At 67.7% G+C, this 15,021-nt stretch carries 16 protein-coding genes; 8 read left to right on the top strand and 8 right to left on the bottom strand.

Going from position 1 to position 15,021, the window contains the following annotated elements; genetic code table 11:
* The first annotated feature begins 43 nt into the window (after positions 1 to 43).
* The 3 genes from MKD38_RS12855 to MKD38_RS12845 all read left to right on the top strand — a co-directional run bounded on the left by MKD38_RS12855 (position 44) and on the right by MKD38_RS12845 (position 2,047).
* On the top strand, positions 44 to 667 hold the full coding sequence (locus tag MKD38_RS12855; protein ID WP_252677342.1) for a response regulator transcription factor: 624 nt from the start codon (positions 44 to 46) through the stop codon (positions 665 to 667).
* Position 668: 1 nt separating this feature from the next.
* Complete coding sequence (locus MKD38_RS12850; protein WP_252677340.1) at positions 669 to 1,346, top strand: Hpt domain-containing protein; 678 nt, start codon at positions 669 to 671, stop codon at positions 1,344 to 1,346.
* Positions 1,347 to 1,540: 194 nt separating this feature from the next.
* Positions 1,541 to 2,047, top strand: a complete 507-nt coding sequence (locus MKD38_RS12845) for a hypothetical protein (protein WP_252677338.1) — start codon at positions 1,541 to 1,543, stop codon at positions 2,045 to 2,047.
* A gap of 31 nt (positions 2,048 to 2,078) precedes the next feature.
* On the opposite strand, the gene MKD38_RS12840 is transcribed toward MKD38_RS12845, so the two are convergent.
* The 3 genes from MKD38_RS12840 to MKD38_RS12830 all read right to left on the bottom strand — a co-directional run bounded on the left by MKD38_RS12840 (position 2,079) and on the right by MKD38_RS12830 (position 4,633).
* A complete protein-coding gene (locus tag MKD38_RS12840) occupies positions 2,079 to 2,678 on the bottom strand; it encodes a TetR/AcrR family transcriptional regulator (protein WP_252677336.1) in 600 nt (199 codons plus the stop codon).
* A gap of 116 nt (positions 2,679 to 2,794) precedes the next feature.
* Positions 2,795 to 3,697: a patatin-like phospholipase family protein gene (locus tag MKD38_RS12835; RefSeq protein ID WP_252677334.1), complete on the bottom strand. Its 903-nt coding sequence runs from the start codon at positions 3,695 to 3,697 to the stop codon at positions 2,795 to 2,797.
* 204 nt (positions 3,698 to 3,901) lie between these two features.
* Positions 3,902 to 4,633 (bottom strand): YceH family protein, encoded by a 732-nt coding sequence (locus MKD38_RS12830; RefSeq protein ID WP_252677332.1) that lies wholly within the window; start codon positions 4,631 to 4,633, stop codon positions 3,902 to 3,904.
* Positions 4,634 to 4,841: 208 nt separating this feature from the next.
* Here MKD38_RS12830 and MKD38_RS12825 point away from each other — a divergent pair, with 208 nt between their 5' ends.
* Positions 4,842 to 6,578 carry an FAD-dependent oxidoreductase gene (locus MKD38_RS12825; protein ID WP_252677330.1) on the top strand — a complete coding sequence of 579 codons (1,737 nt, stop codon included), beginning with the start codon at positions 4,842 to 4,844 and terminating at the stop codon, positions 6,576 to 6,578.
* Between the two features lie 13 nt (positions 6,579 to 6,591).
* Here the strand turns inward: MKD38_RS12825 and ada are convergent, their stop codons facing one another.
* Together ada and MKD38_RS12815 are read right to left on the bottom strand one after the other, a co-directional pair.
* The gene (gene ada, locus MKD38_RS12820) at positions 6,592 to 7,671 is read right to left on the bottom strand and encodes a bifunctional DNA-binding transcriptional regulator/O6-methylguanine-DNA methyltransferase Ada (protein ID WP_252677328.1); all 1,080 of its coding nucleotides are present in this window, start codon (positions 7,669 to 7,671) and stop codon (positions 6,592 to 6,594) included.
* 7 nt (positions 7,672 to 7,678) lie between these two features.
* On the bottom strand, positions 7,679 to 8,485 hold the full coding sequence (locus MKD38_RS12815; RefSeq protein ID WP_252677326.1) for a 2OG-Fe(II) oxygenase: 807 nt from the start codon (positions 8,483 to 8,485) through the stop codon (positions 7,679 to 7,681).
* 192 nt (positions 8,486 to 8,677) lie between these two features.
* On the opposite strand from MKD38_RS12815, the gene MKD38_RS12810 reads away from it, so the two are divergent.
* On the top strand, positions 8,678 to 9,157 hold the full coding sequence (locus MKD38_RS12810) for a nuclear transport factor 2 family protein (RefSeq protein ID WP_252677324.1): 480 nt from the start codon (positions 8,678 to 8,680) through the stop codon (positions 9,155 to 9,157).
* A 52-nt stretch (positions 9,158 to 9,209) separates the two neighbouring features.
* Here MKD38_RS12810 and MKD38_RS12805 read toward each other — a convergent pair whose 3' ends face one another.
* Positions 9,210 to 10,982: a dipeptidase gene (locus MKD38_RS12805; protein WP_252677322.1), complete on the bottom strand. Its 1,773-nt coding sequence runs from the start codon at positions 10,980 to 10,982 to the stop codon at positions 9,210 to 9,212.
* 254 nt (positions 10,983 to 11,236) lie between these two features.
* Between MKD38_RS12805 and MKD38_RS12800 the strand changes: the two genes are divergently transcribed.
* The 3 genes from MKD38_RS12800 (at position 11,237) to MKD38_RS12790 (ending at position 14,186) form a co-directional block, all read left to right on the top strand.
* A complete protein-coding gene (locus MKD38_RS12800) occupies positions 11,237 to 11,968 on the top strand; it encodes a glutathione peroxidase (RefSeq protein WP_252677319.1) in 732 nt (243 codons plus the stop codon).
* A 154-nt stretch (positions 11,969 to 12,122) separates the two neighbouring features.
* On the top strand, positions 12,123 to 13,523 hold the full coding sequence (locus MKD38_RS12795; protein WP_252677317.1) for a dihydrolipoyl dehydrogenase: 1,401 nt from the start codon (positions 12,123 to 12,125) through the stop codon (positions 13,521 to 13,523).
* 114 nt (positions 13,524 to 13,637) lie between these two features.
* Positions 13,638 to 14,186, top strand: a complete 549-nt coding sequence (locus MKD38_RS12790; protein WP_252677315.1) for a TetR/AcrR family transcriptional regulator — start codon at positions 13,638 to 13,640, stop codon at positions 14,184 to 14,186.
* A gap of 14 nt (positions 14,187 to 14,200) precedes the next feature.
* Here MKD38_RS12790 and MKD38_RS12785 read toward each other — a convergent pair whose 3' ends face one another.
* The gene (locus MKD38_RS12785; protein WP_252677312.1) at positions 14,201 to 14,539 is read right to left on the bottom strand and encodes a BrnA antitoxin family protein; all 339 of its coding nucleotides are present in this window, start codon (positions 14,537 to 14,539) and stop codon (positions 14,201 to 14,203) included.
* Positions 14,523 to 14,792 carry a BrnT family toxin gene (locus MKD38_RS12780; RefSeq protein ID WP_252677311.1) on the bottom strand — a complete coding sequence of 90 codons (270 nt, stop codon included), beginning with the start codon at positions 14,790 to 14,792 and terminating at the stop codon, positions 14,523 to 14,525. Before MKD38_RS12780 ends, MKD38_RS12785 begins: the two co-directional genes overlap by 17 nt.
* Positions 14,793 to 15,021 lie beyond the last annotated feature (229 nt).

Genomic DNA, 15,021 nt, shown 5'->3' with positions numbered 1-15,021 from the left:
GCCCGGTCGCGCGCAAAACGCGATGTTTGCAACGGAGTACAGTTTGACCACAATCCTGATCGTCGATGACCACCCGCCCGTGCGTGCCGTACTCAAGACGCACTTTTCCCAGGTGCTGGGCGTCACCCACGTGCTCGAGGCGGACAATGGCCAGGCAGCCATCGAGATCGTGCGGCAATACCTGCCCGACGTGGTCATCCTGGATCTGGATATTCCCAAGATCAACGGGCTCGACGTGATTCCGCGGCTCAAGGCCAGCCATCCCACGGTGCGCATCCTGGTGATCTCGGGCCAGGACCAGAACGCTTTCGCCCCGCGCGCGCGCCATGCCGGCGCCCACGGCTTTGTCAGCAAGACGCAGGAACTGGCCGAAATCGTGCGGTGCACGGAGTCGGTGCTGGCGGGCTATACGGTGATGCCGGAGATCGACCACGGCAAGTCCGGGCTGGCTGATGAAGCCGAGCGCCTGGCCTCGCTGTCCGACAAGGAGCTGGTGGTCATGCAGATGCTGGCCAAGGGCATGTCGAACAAGGAAATCGGGCAGGTCCTGTTTATATCCAACAAGACCGTGAGCACGCACAAGACCCGGGTGATGGAAAAACTGGGCGCGAAATCGATTGTCGATGTCATCGATTTTGCGCGGCGCCACCATATTGCGGTGGGATAGCGTGGACGCGGCCGAAGCGCAGTCCCGCCCCAGGGCCTTGTTGCTGGCACCCGCCGGCGACCCGGGCTGGCTGGCGGATGCCGCGCGGATCCTGCGTGACCTCGGCTTTGTGGTGCAGATCGACGTGGACGCTCCGGTGGCGGACATCGCCGCCGATGTCGACCTGGTGATGGCGAGTGCCGCTGCCGGCGTGCCTTCCTCGCGGATACACGCAAGGCGTGCGCGCGGCGCGGTTTGCGCCGTGGTGGTGCCGCCGGTCACCGAAGCGGCGTTGCTCGCCATGCTGGCCGGCCAGCACTACGTGGCGCTGTCCGCGCGCGAGGCCGCCGGCATCGCCGGGGCCATTGCCGCCCAGACCTTCGGCAATCCGGCATTCGCCGGGGAACTGCTGCAGGCGCTGGTGAGCTCGACCCGCGATGACCTGGCGCAACTGCGCCGGGCCGGGCAGGACCTTGAGGCGGTGCGGGGCGTCGCGCACCGGCTCAAGGCCTCCGCCCACTATGTCGGCTGCCATGCGCTGCGGCTGATGGCGCAGCGGCTCGAGCATGCCGCCCGCGATGGCGATGCGGCCACGGCCGCGGCGCTGGCAGCGATCGTGGCGCCAACGGCGGCACGGCTGCTCGGGCTGCTGGCCAGCCTGCCTTGCGCAAATCATTCCGATAACGCCCCCCAAAAATAGCACAGCGGGAATACACCGAATTGGCGCGATCCCGGCGCTTGATTATTCTGGTGCCTTGAATGGAAATAAGGCGTGAATTATTGATTATCAGGAATAGATCCTGCCGATTAATTTTATTCGGGACTGGTTGAATGCCGGATGCTGCCAGGCCTTTCTGGCAGCGGTTTCATGCATTTACGGGGAGGAGGGCAGGGATGGCCCATATCATGGCGTCGATGCCGGATTCGGCGGTCTATTTCCACCTGGCCGCGGTGGCGCTGCTGTTGCTGGGACTGGCCGCGTTCCGCGCGGTGGCTTATGTCATGGCATCGCGGCAGGGGCGCCCGGCGCGTGCCCGGCGCATGCTGCTGGTCAGCGCTGGCCGGGTGCTGGCGGTCGGCGCGATCTGGACCGCCATCGTCTACGGCCACGGCGTTACCGAGCGCGCGGGCGCGCACAACTGCCGCCGGGTGCCGGCGGTCGATGCCGCGGCCCGCTACGCCGCCGAATACTGCTACCTGGGCGGCGAGCGGATCTTGCTGCGGATCTACGGCGCCGAACGAGACCGGGTGCTGGCCCATCGCACCTTCACCAGTACCGGGCCGGTGCGGCTCGGCTGGGACGGGCACGCCGTGGTGTTCGATCCGGCCGCGCCGGGCCGCAAGGGTCGGCTGGCGTTGCCACCCGCGCTGCACGACCGGCTGCTGGCGCGGCTGCCCTGAGTGCAGGTCATCGCGCAGGTCAGTGGCCGGGCTAGCGCGGCATAGCCAGCATGCGGGCCAGCATCGCGTCCAGGCCGTCGGGCCGCGGCAGCTGCGCGATCAGCCAGCGCACGGCGTCGGACAGCTGCTGCGCGTCATAGTCCGGCGCAAAGCTGTGCAGGGTGGCGCCATGCAGGAAGCAACGCAGCGCCAGCCATTCCGGCTGGGGCGGTGCGTCCGGCGGCTGGCCGAACAGCCGCTGCGGCACCGCCGCCAGCGGTTCGTGCACGGCGCGGGCAAGACGGATGTCGCCGCGCGTTGCCATCCACACCTCCAGGATCGCCAGCGAGGCATGCCGTTGCGGCCGGTTTGCCAGCACATGCAGCATCAGGTGCATGCGTAGTGACGGGCCCAGCGGCCCGAGCGCTGCCAGGCGGTCGGCTTCGCGCTCCAGCAGCGACTTCAACATGGCCGGCAGCAGGTCGTAGCGCCCTTCCGGAAAGTGGTGGCGCAGCGAGCCGCGGCTGGTGCCTGCCAGCTCGCACACGCGCGCCTCGGAAAAGGCCGCGTAGCCTTGCTCGATAAGCAGGCTCGCGGCGGCGTCGATCAGGGACTGGCGGGTACTGGCGCTGCGTTCGGCTTGGCTGGGCATGGGCCAAATTGTAGCAACGGCGCGGGGGCGGCCTGCCATCTCTGCGGTACCGCGACGCTTCGATCCGGCCTGAGAATGCAGGCCCGTACGCTGCATTCCGGCGGTGCGCAGGCGCTTCAGTGCGGCGCTGCTGCCGGGATGTCGGCACTGCAGCTCGGTGCCGTCTCGTCATGCGAATGCGGGGCGAGGGCGCCGGGGATGCGCGGAGTGTCGAGGCCCTTGCCGCGCAGCCACTCGGCCGTGGTGGCCGCGGCGCGGTCGATCAGTTCGCCGCAGCGGGAGTAGTCGTAGGGCGAGATATCGAGCGGGCACAGCGGCGGCACCACGCTGATCTGCGCCTGGCTGGCGAAGTGCTGCAGGTCGTGCACCAGCTGGCGCGCCACCAGCAGCGAGAGCGCGTTGAACGCATGCTCCAGCGCGCCGCGCGGCGGGCGGCGCTCGGCGCAGGTAAAGCCCGCCGGCAGCACGATCACGCGGGTGGCACCGAGGCCGATCGCGGTCGACACCGGCGTATTGTTGGCCACGCCGCCGTCGATCAGGGTACGGCCCGCCAACTGCACCGGCGGGAACACGCCGGGAATGGCGGCGCTGGCCAGCACCGCGTCGACGATGCTGCCGCTGGACAGCACCACTTCATCGCCGCTGTGCATGTCGGTCGCCACTACGTGCAGCGGCAGTTCGGCGGCCTCGAGGTTGCGCGGCCCGAAATGCCGCGCCAGCAGGCTGCGCAAACCCGTTGCCTCCACCAGGTGGCCGCGGCCGCCGCCGAACATGTTCCAGACACTGCGCCAGCTCCACGGCAGGATGTCCGTGCGCCGGATCGCGCGCCACAGCGCGTCGAGTCGCTGCGCGCCGTCCACGCCAGGGTTGCAGGCAAAGTAGGCGCCGTTGATGGCCCCGGCCGACGCGCCGATCACGATGTCCGGCGATACGCCCCAGGCCGCCAGTTCACGCAGCATCCCCACCTGGATCGCACCCAGGCTTCCGCCGCCGGCGAATACAAAGGCTGTCTTGTCCATGGCTGCGGCGGTCTCCCCTGGCTTGTCGGCGTCCTGTGCAAAAGGATAGGCGACGTACGGGCCATCCGACAGTTCGGTCTGCCACCGCGGCGGACGTGTTTTTTTGCTTAAAACTGCAATTAACCGCCATGAATTTACCCCGCCCATTGAAGTGAGCCAGCAAGGGGCGGGGCAGCGCTTCCGGGCGGGGTGGTGGGCTGGGGATCAGCCGAGAAACTCGTCGGCGGAGATCCCGAGCTGCGCGGCCATGTGTTCGACCAGGCCCTGCAGCCTTGCCACTTTTTCAGTCAGGGCCTGCTGCTCGGCGCGCAACTGTTCCAGCTCCGCCGACGGTGCGGCGTCGCCGCCGGCGGCACGCCCGCTGTCTTCGGCGGCCGCGGCGGCGCTGGCTTCGCCGCTCAGCAGATGCATCCAGCGGTTTTCGCGCGCACCGGCGGCGCGCGGCAACCGAACCACGCGCGGCGGCGTCTGGCTGGCCAACTCGTCGAGGAAGGCCTCGACCGAGGAGATGTCGGCAAAGCTGTGCAGGCGCGCGGAATTCAGGCGCAGTTCCGCGGCCGTCTGCGGGCCGCGCAGCAGCAACATCGCCAGCAGCGCGACCGACTGGCTCGGCACGCCGAGCGCGCGCTGCATGTTGTGCTCGAAGCGCGGCACGCGGCTGCTGCTGCCTTCGAACACCAGGCTCAGGCCCTTGAGGCCGTCGATCGCCTCCAGGATCTCGGCCTCGCTGACATTCATCACCGGCGCGCGCGCGGTCTTCTGGTTGCAGCCGGAAGCCAGCGCGTTGAGCGACAGCGGGTAGGTATCGGGCACGGTGTGCTGCTTTTCGACCAGCACGCCAAGCACGCGGCCCTCGACGGGCGTGAGCGGGCGCAATGCCGGGCGCGCGGGACGGTCGTTGGACGGGGTCGGATCGGATTCAGGGGTGGATGGCATCAAGTCTTCAGGGTTCTGACAGTGGCGACGCTGGCACAGGCTTGCCGGAGCGCCAAGGCGACCATTCAATCCCAAGCCGGCGCAATGCGCAACTGTCGGCGCCCACGGCCTCGCATTCCCCGTCGCGCCGTCTACTATCGATAAGCCGCGCCGCGGCAGCCGGGATACGGCCGATCCGGCAGGTATCGATGTCATCAAGGGGGGCAGCATGGCGAACTTGCAGGCGGAGGCAGTGGCGGCCGAGGCGGAGCCGGGCGCAGAGGCCGGTGGCGGGCTGGAGGCACCGTACTCCACGCTGGAATCACGCTGGCACCAGATGTTCCCGCAACTGAGCGCCGACGAGATGGCGCGCGTGCGCCGCTTCGGCACGCCGCAGAGCTGGCGCGCGGGCGAGAAGCTGTTTGCCATCGGCCAGTCCGGGCGCGGCATGTACCTGGTCACCAGCGGCCGCGTGCGCGTGATGCGGCGCGACGGCCTGGGGCGCGAACACCAGATCACCGAGCAGGGGCCCGGGCACTTCCTGGCCGAGGTCGGCACCCTGGCCGGCCGGCCCGCCCTGGTCGACGGCGTCGCGGTCACCGAGACCCATGGTTACGTGATCATGCCGGACCGCCTGCGGGCGCTGCTGGTGGCCGAGGCCGAACTGGGCGAGCGCATCATGCGCGCGCTGATCCTGCGCCGCGTCGGACTGATCGAGTTCGGCAGCGGGCCGGTGCTGGTGGGGCACGGCACCGAGCCGCAACTGCTGGCGCTGCAGGCCTTCCTGCGGCGCAACGGCTACCCGCATACCGTCATCGATATCGACGCGGACCGTGACTGCTCCTTATTGCTCGACTACGCCAACGCGCCCGCGAGCGACTTTCCGCTGGTGATCTGCGCCGACGGCCGCGTGCTGCGTGCCCCGGACGAGGGGCAGCTGGCGTCGTGCCTCGGCCTGCTGCCCGAGTTCGATCCGGACCACGTCTATGACGTGGTGGTGGTCGGCGCCGGGCCGGCAGGGTTGGCGACGGCAGTCTATGCCGCTTCCGAAGGCCTGTCGGTGGCGGTGATCGATTGCCGCTCGCCGGGCGGCCAGGCCGGCGCGAGCGCGCGCATCGAGAACTACCTGGGCTTCCCGACCGGCATCTCCGGACAGGCGCTGGCCGGACGGGCGTTCGTGCAGGCGCTCAAGTTCGGCGCGCATATCGCGATTCCGCTGGAGGTGAAGGCGCTGCATTGCGGCGCCGACCCGATCCGGCTGGAGCTGGCCGACGGCCGCATGGTGCCGACCCATACCGTGGTGATCGCCACCGGCGCGCAGTACCGCCGCCCCGGCATTGCCGCGCTCGAGCATTTCGAAGGCCGCGGGGTCTACTACTGGGCCTCGCCGGTGGAAGCCAAACTGTGCAAGAACGAGCCGGCGATGCTGGTGGGCGGCGGCAACTCGGCCGGGCAGGCGGCGGTGTTCCTGGCCTCGCATGCGGCGCACGTGCATATGCTGGTGCGCGGCCCCGGGCTGGCGGCCACCATGTCGCGCTACCTGATCGACCGCATCGCCGCGCTGCCGAACGTCACGCTGCATACCCACGCCCAGATCAGCGCGCTCGATGGCGACGGCTGGCTCAGCGCGGTGCACTACGATTGCCGCGCCGAGCATCCCGCGCCGGTCACCATGGCAGTGCGCCACCTGTTCCTGTTTATCGGCGCCGATCCCAATGCGGCGTGGTTGCGCACCTGCCATGTCGAGGTCGATGACAAGGGCTTCGTGCGCACCGGCGGCGGCGCGCTGGGCTGCGCGGCGGCGGTGCCATATCCGCTGCAGACCAGCGTGCCGGGGGTGTTTGCGATCGGCGACGTGCGCGCGGGCTCGACCAAGCGCGTTGCCGCAGCGGTCGGCGAAGGCGCGGCGGTGGTGGCGCAGATCCACGATTACCTGGCAAAGATCCAGGCGCCCGCTTTGCGCTGAGCGGCGCGCGGGTTCAGCCCTGCGCCTCGCGCTCCAGCAATTCGCGCTTGCGCGCCACGCCCCAGCGATAGCCCGACAGATCGCCGTCGCTGCGCACCACGCGATGGCAGGGAATCGCCACCGCCAGGTGGTTGGCCGCGCAGGCCTGCGCCACTGCGCGCACCGCGCGCGGCGCGCCAATGCGGGCCGCGATCTCGGCGTAGCTGGCGGTGCTGCCCGCGGGGATCTCCCGCAGCGCTTGCCACACGCGCTGCTGGAACGCGGTGCCGCGCACGTCCAGCGGCAGTGCCAGGCCGATCGAAGGCGCTTCGATCAGGCCCACCACCTGCGCCACCAGCTGCTCGAACTGCGCGTCGCCGCCGATCAGGTTGGCGCGCGGGAAGCGGTCCTGCAAGTCTTGCAGCAGCGCTTGCGGATCGTCGCCCAGCAGGATCGCGCACACGCCGCGCTCGCTCTGCGCCACCAGGATCGCGCCCAGCGAGCATTGGCCGATGGCAAAGCGGATATCGATGTCGGCGCCGCCGGCGCGGTAGCGCGTCGGGGTCATGCCGAGCACGGCGTCTGAGGCCTCGTAGAAGCGGCTGTTGGAGCCGAACCCGGCATCGTAGATGGCCTCGGTCACGGAGTCGCTGGTTTCCAGTTGCTGGCGCAGTTTCCGGGCCCGATGCGCGGTGGCGTACGCGCGCGGGGTCAGGCCGGTGGCGCTCTTGAACAGGCGGTGGAAGTGGTAGGGGCTGATGCCCGCGGCGCTGGCCAGCTCCGGCAGCGTGGGCACGGCGTCGGCGGCCTCGATGCGGCGGCAGGCCTCGGCCACCATGGCCGCGTGCCGTGCCGCCAGCGCGGGCGTCGCCGCACGTCGGCTGGGGCGGTAGCCGGCGGCTTCAGCCGCGGCGGCGTTGTCGAAGAACTCGACATTGGCCGGATGCGGCAGGCGCGACGGGCTGCTCGGCAGGCAATACACGCCGGTGGTACGGACCGCATAGACGAAGTCGCGGTCGGCGCCGGGGTCGCGCGCCAGCACGCGCGCCCAGCGCGGATCCTGTTCGACCAGGGTGGCTTCGGCTGCTTGTGCGGAACGGATGGATCGGTTCATGGATGCCTCACGTAGCGTCGTGGAAGATGATGCCGAGCGTGTAGCGCTGTCCGGCATGCAACCGGCTGACGCCATGCCGCAGATTGACGCGATAGCTGCCGCGACTGCCCTGCACCGGCCGCTGGCTGACCGCGAACACCACGGCATCGCCCTGGCGCAGCGCCACCACCTCGGCCCGCGACTGCATGCGCGGGCGCTGCTCGGTCAGCACGAACTCGCCGCCGGTAAAGTCGCGGCCGGGCTCGGAGAGCAGCACCGCGACCTGCAGCGGGAACACGTGCTCGCCGTACAGGTCCTGGTGCAGGCAGTTGTAGTCGCCCGGGCCGTAACGCAGCAGCAAGGGCGTCGGCCGCGACTGCCCGGCGTGGTGGCAGCGCGCGATGAAGTCCGGGTGCGCTGCGGGATAACGGACGTCGATGCCCATCGCGGCATGCCAGCGGTTGGCTACTGGCACCAGGTGCGGGTAGAGCGCCGAGCGCAGTGCGGCGACCAGGCCGGGCAGGGGATAGCGGAAGTATTTGTATTCGCCCTGGCCGAAGCCGTGCCGGCGCATTTCGATGCGCGAGCGGTACAGCGCGTCGTTGCCATACCCGGCCGCCAGCGCATCGCATTCGTCGGCGGACAAGAGGCCGGGGATGGCGGCGCAGCCGAAGTCATCGAGCTCGCGCGCGACCGCGGCCCAGTCGATGCCGTCGACCCGGGTCGCCACGCTCACCTCATGCCGACGACCCACAGCCGCGCCACGTGCCTGCGGAACCGGGCGGCGCGGCCCTGCAACTGCCACTTCCTGCTGCTGAATCTGGCGGGTGCCCACTGCGAATCTCCCATCCTGTGCTTGCATGGTGCCAACTTTAGGGCGAGCCGGTGCGCGGCGCACTCCGCGTCTTGCTTTCAAATTCTCTCGCCATCCTGCCTTGACAAGACAGATCTGTCTACAAATAATGAGACAGACCTGTATCACTGCGTAGTTCTTCTCGGTTCAATGCTGTCCCTAAATGGAGCTTCCATGTCCTCACCCGTTGAAACCCGTCCGCCGCTGCCTCCCTTTACCCACGAAACCGCCATCGCCAAGGTCCGCGCCGCCGAGGATGGCTGGAACAGCCGCGACCCGGAACGCGTGGCGCTGGCCTATACCGTCGACAGCGCGTGGCGCAACCGCGCCGAGTTCGTCAACGGCCGTGCCGATATCGTCGCGTTCCTGCAGCGCAAATGGCAGAAGGAACTGGATTACCGCCTGATCAAGGAACTATGGGTGCACGAGCAGAACCGCATCGCCGTGCGCTTTGCCTATGAATGGCACGACGATTCCGGCAACTGGTACCGGTCATACGGCAACGAGAACTGGGAATTCGATGAGGCGGGGCTGATGCGCAAGCGCTTTGCCTGCATCAACGATGCGCCGATCCAGGCGGCTGAGCGCAAGTTCCACTGGCCGCTGGGCCGGCGCCCGGACGGGCATCCGGGCTTGAGCGAGCTGGGGTTGTAATGGGTTTGTCCTGCTCCCGCGCGCGGGAGCAGGGCAAAAACAAGTGGCCGGCTTACTGCATCTTGTCCAGGTTGCCGATCCGCACCAGCATCTCGGTGAACATCTGCATATCGAGATTGAGGTCGGCCACTTCCTTGTACTCGCGCGCGTTGTGTGCGGTGTACTTCTTGCCCGGCATGGCCGGCCCGAAGTTGATGGCGTTGGGCATCAGCTTGGCAGTGGTGCTGCCGGCGGTGGCGACCGGCTTGGCTTCCAGACCGGTGGTATCGCCGAAGATGTTCAGCAGCGTCGACAGCCAGGCGCCCTTCGGATCGCGCGCCATCCAGTTGCCCTGGTCGTACTTGATCTCGACCGGCCCATGGGTGGCGGCCCAGCCGAAGATGCGCTTGGTGATCTTGCCGCCCAGCTCGTCCGGCGTGCGTCCGCGCGGCATGCGCACGTTGGTGACCACATCGACGTATTCGCCGCGCTCGCGCACCAGCGTGGGCGACATGGTCAGCGGGCCCATGAACGGATCGCGGTAGGCCACGTCCATGCGGTTGCCCAGGTAGTCCAGGCCATACAGGTCGTTCAGGTAGCGGACCGCGTTCAGGTAGTGGTTTTCGGCGAAGCGCACGCCGCTGGCCTGCAGGAACAGCGCCAGCCGCGGCAGCGGGTTCACGCCTTCTTCGGGCCGCGAGCCGTGTGCCGAGGCGCCGGTGACCTTGACCTCGACATCGTTGCCGGCGCGCTTGACGTCGATCGAGAACTTGCCGCGCGGCGTGTAGCGGCGCACGAACTCGGCGCGCGCCTGTTCCAGCGCGGTGGCCACCGCGGCGGGATCGCCGCCGGCGATGCGTGCGGTCGCGGTTTCGGGAATGGCGTTGGCCGAGGCCGCGCCGCGCATCGCGACAATCGCCGGGCCCTTGCTGTCGGCCTGGCTGGGCACGCGCTTGTCGTCGGCCGCCTTGATGCCGAACGAGACGGTCAGCGTGCCCGCGCCTTTCTCGGCCACCACGGCCGGATACTTGCTGTCGAGCACGACGTTGTATTCGGGCAGCGTGGTGTGCTGGCGGTAGTACTTCATGCCGTCGCCCCCGGTTTCCTCGGTGGTCTCGATCATCAGCCGGATGCTGCGCTCGAGCGGCACGCCGCTTTCCTTGACGGTCTTCATCGCGTACAGCACCGCGGCGATCGAGCCTTTGTCGTCGATGGTGCCGCGCCCGTAGAGCAGGTCGCCGATGCGCGTCATCCGGAACGGGTCAAGTTTGGTGCCGTCGTCCAGCACCCATTCCTCGGCCACCGCCGGCACCACGTCGGCGTGGGTCAGGATGCCAAAGGTGTCCTTGCCGCCGCCGGGCAGGGTCACCTCGAACACGCGGTTGTCGACATTGCGATAGGCCAGCCCGAACTCGCGCGCCATGCCCTCGATCATCTTGCCGAACTCGATGATGGCGGGATTCTCGTGCTGCGCGATCTTTTCCTCGCGCACGGTGCGCAGCGCCACCATCCTGCCGAGCACGTCGATGGCCGCGGCCTCGTTGCGCAGCCGGTTGTAGACCCCGAGCAGCCGGGCGACATTGACCAGGTTGTCGCCCGACAGCGGCGCCTTCGACTGCCACGCCGCCACCGCGGGCGCGACCATCGGCTCGGCCTTGGCCGCCGCCGCCATGAAGGCCGGGAGGTCGGCCTGGCCCGCCTTGGCCGCAGCCGGGCTATTGCCGGCCAGTGCTTCCAGCGCCGGCTTTTTCAGCGTCTGGGCGTACGTGGGAAGGGCCAGCGCGAGCGACAGCGCGAGCAGGGGTGCCCACCGATGGCGGTACGGCAGGCGGCAAGGTCGGGTCATTGCGAAGAAGGGAGTCGGAGCAGATGCCGCATGATAGGGCACTCCCCGGGGTTTTCTCGAAAAAAATGCTTTTTCGTCCGCGCGGGTGGGACAGCTGCCGGACCGATAGGCAGTGCCTATGTCCCGTTCATAGTTTTCGGTAATCATCGCCTTTGAGATGATGAATTGTACAAATCACTTCCCGGTCTACAGAATAGGGCCTTCGCTGCAACCCGCAGCCGAATCAACCCGAATCCCGAACCAGGAGTGAACTGATGCTGCAATCCCGCGAAGGCCAACGCGTTCCCAATGTCGCTTTCCGTGTGCGTGAAGACAATGAGTGGAAGACCGTCACCACCGCCGAGCTGTTCGACGGCAAGACCGTGGTGGTGTTCTCGCTGCCGGGCGCCTTTACCCCGACCTGTTCGTCGACCCATCTGCCGCGCTACAACGAACTGGCCCCGGTCTTCGCCAGGCATGGTGTCGATGACATCCTGTGCGTGTCGGTGAACGACACCTTCGTGATGAACGAGTGGGCCAAGGACCAGGAATCCGCAAACATCACGATGATCCCGGACGGCAACGGTGAATTCACCGAAGGCATGGGCATGCTGGTGGACAAGGCCGACCTGGGCTTCGGCAAGCGCAGCTGGCGCTATGCGATGCTGGTCAAGGACGGCGTGGTGCAGAAGATGTTCATCGAGCCGGAAGAGCCGGGCGACCCGTTCAAGGTGTCCGATGCCGACACCATGCTGGCCCACATCGCCCCCGGCGCGCGCAAGCCTGACCAGGTGGTGGTGTTCTCCAAGGTCGGTTGCTCGTTCTGCGCCAAGGCCAAGCAGCTGCTCGACGACAACGGCTTCGACTACATCGACGTGCCGCTCGACAACAAGGTGCGCGGCAAGGTGCTGGGCGCCGTGTCGGGCGAGATGACCGCACCGCAGGTCTTTATCAACGGCAAGCTGATCGGCGGCGCCGAAGCGCTGCAGCAGTACCTGGCCGCCTGAGCCGCAATCAGCTGATTCCCATTCCTGCCCCGATCCACGGGGCCGGCAGTCGCCGGACCCGATGGCGCCGCCTTGCCCGATCCGCGCCGGGCAGCGCCATCCAGCCCGCTGATTGACCCAGCCTGACGCTTCAGAACACAAAGGAACCACCGCCATGACCACCATCCAGACCGACGTCGCCGTGATCGGCGCAGGCACCGCCGGCCTTGCCGCCTACCGCGCCGCGATTGCGGCGGGCAAGCGCGCCGTGATCATCGAAGGCGGCCCTTACGGCACCACCTGTGCCCGCGTGGGCTGCATGCCCTCCAAGCTGCTGATCGCCGCCGCCGAGGCCGCGCATGAACTGCGCCACACCGCGCCGTTCGGCGTGCATGTCGACGGCGAGGTCCGCATCGATGGCCGCGAGGTGATGGCGCGCGTGCGCAGCGAGCGCGACCGCTTTGTCGGCTTCGTGGTGCGCGGCGTGGAGAATATTGCGCCGGCCGACCGCATTCGCGGCTATGCCCGCTTTATCGACACCACCACGCTCGAAGTGGACGGGCACACCACCGTGCGCGCCAGCCGCGTGGTCATCGCCACCGGTTCCACGCCGGTGCTGCCGGCGCCGTTCAAGGTGTTCGGCGACCGCCTGATCGTCAATGACGATGTGTTCTCGTGGCAGGACCTGCCCGGCAGCGTGGTGGTGTTCGGTCCCGGCGTGATCGGGCTGGAACTGGGCCAGGCGCTGTCGCGGCTGGGCGTGCGGGTGCGCGTGTTCGGCGTCAGCGGCTCGCTCGGGCCGCTGACCGACCCGGTGATCCGCGCCGATGCGGCGCGCACCTTCAACCAGGAGTTCTATCTCGATCCCGACGCGCAGGTGACCGACATGGGCCGCGATGGCGACCAGGTGGTGGTGACCTACCTCGACCGCGAAGGCCGCAGCGTGACCGAGCGCTTCGACTACGCGCTGGCAGCCACCGGACGCGCCCCCAATGTGCGCGGCCTGGCCCTGGAGAACACCGGCCTGGCGCTGGATGCGCGCGGCGTGCCGCTGTTCGACGCGCACACGCTCCAGTGCGGCAACGCGCCAGTCTTTATCGCCGGCGATGCCAACAACATCCTGCCGCTGCTGCATGAGGCTGCAGACGAGGGCAAGGCCGCCGGCGAGAACGCCGCCAGCTATCCGCAGGTGAAGCCGCTGGCGCGCCGCGCGCCGATCGCGGTCGTGTTCACGGACCCGCAGATCGCGATGGTCGGCCAACGCTACGCCGAGCTGGCAGCGCGCGGGGAGGACAGCTTCGTCACTGGTGAGGTCAGCTTCGAAGACCAGGGCCGCAGCCGCGTCATGCTGAAAAACCGGGGGCTGATGCACGTCTATGCCGACAAGACCACGGGCCGCTTCCTGGGCGCCGAATGGACCGGCCCGCGCGCGGAGAATATCGCCCACCTGCTGGCCTGGTCGTACCAGCAGGGCCTGACCATCGCGCAGATGCTGACGATGCCGTTCTACCACCCGGTGGTGGAAGAAGGCCTGCGCACGGCGCTGCGCGATGCCGCCGCCAGGCTGGAAGGCTGATCGCGCGGCGATTGCTAGACAGGTCTGTCTGTCATAGTATCGAAGCACAGGCCCGGGGCGGCGCTTCACGCAGCCCCGGGCGTTCTCCTGTCCTCGCTACTCAGCTTGCACCACATGGCAACGCCTTCCGCCCGCGACCGCATCCTCGACACCGCTGCCCGCCTGTTCTACCAGGAGGGTTACCGCGCCACCGGCATCGACCGGATCATTGCCGAATCCGGCGTCGCCAAGATGTCGCTCTACCGGCATTTCGCCTCCAAGAATGCGCTGATCGCGGCGTTCCTGGCGCGCCGGCATGACGAGTGGATGGCGTGGTTCCGCCAGGACGTGGAAGCCCGCCTCACCGAGCGGCCTCGCCTTGACGTGATTGCCGACACCCTGGCCGACTGGTTCGCCCGCGACTTCCGCGGCTGCGCCTTCATCAACGTGGTGGCCGAGGCGGGCGGCGACGTGCAGGCGCACCAGCAGGCCGCGGCCCACAAGGCCGACCTGCAGGCCTTCGTCGCTGATATCGCCGCGCGCCTGGGACTGCGCGAGCCACAGGCGGTGGCTGCGGAGGCGATGTTGTGCATCGAGGGCATGATCGTGCGCTATCAGATGCAGCCGGACAGCGCGGTGATCGAGGCAGGCAGGCGGTTCCTTGGCCGTTTGCAGGGCGAATGAAGGGATGGTCCGGCCTAGCGCCGGGGCAGCATCCGGCGCGCTGCCGCATAGTCGCGCAGCGCCTCATTCATCAGCGTTTGCCAGCCGCTGCCGGTTGCCTTGTAGGCCGCCAGCACGTCGGGATCGATGCGTAGCGTCTGATTGACCTTGCGCTCGCCGACCGGTTTGGCCGGCCTTCCGCGACGTTTCGCCAGTGCATCGGTCTTATCGTCGCCGAGCAGCTCCCGTGCCGGGCGCATCTTCCTGAACTGCTCTGTCGGCACTGACGCCGCATCGGGGTCTTGCTCAATGCCGCGCGCGATGGCGGCGTCCTCTGCCGGGGTGGGGCGGATGAGGTCAGGTTTCCTGTTCATAGTCTCGCAGCTCTCTTGAATTGGCTTTACGCAGGCTGATTGCCCTGAGTACGTCGCCACGCATTGTGAATACCAGGCAATACAGGCGCGCACCAATCGGTCCATAAGCGATGTAACGGGTTTCGCCGTACGGCTTGCGGTCATCGATTTTCAGGAGGGCGTTATTGAAATCCATCAACCCTGCAGCGGCCAGGGACAACCCGTGATGACGTTGGTTGATGGCGTCCTTTGCCAAGTCAAACTCGATTTCCATTCGGATTTACTGTAGCAGCAGAAAATAAGGTAGGCAATATTTTTATGCTACAGCGAAAAAATCGTGGGCGACATCGCACAAAGCGGAAAATCGGTCACGCCAGCACCGAAGACCCACGAAAAGTCCGCACCATATGTCTCGCCTCTGACACATTCAGGTTACAATTCTGCCGTAATAACGAATCATTCCTATTCGTAATCAGAATTTTCCAATTGTGATGCCGCTTCGG

This window comes from Cupriavidus sp. WGlv3, from assembly GCF_023952475.1.
Lineage (GTDB): Bacteria > Pseudomonadota > Gammaproteobacteria > Burkholderiales > Burkholderiaceae > Cupriavidus > Cupriavidus phytorum.
This window is presented reverse-complemented; position numbering and strand designations above follow the sequence as displayed.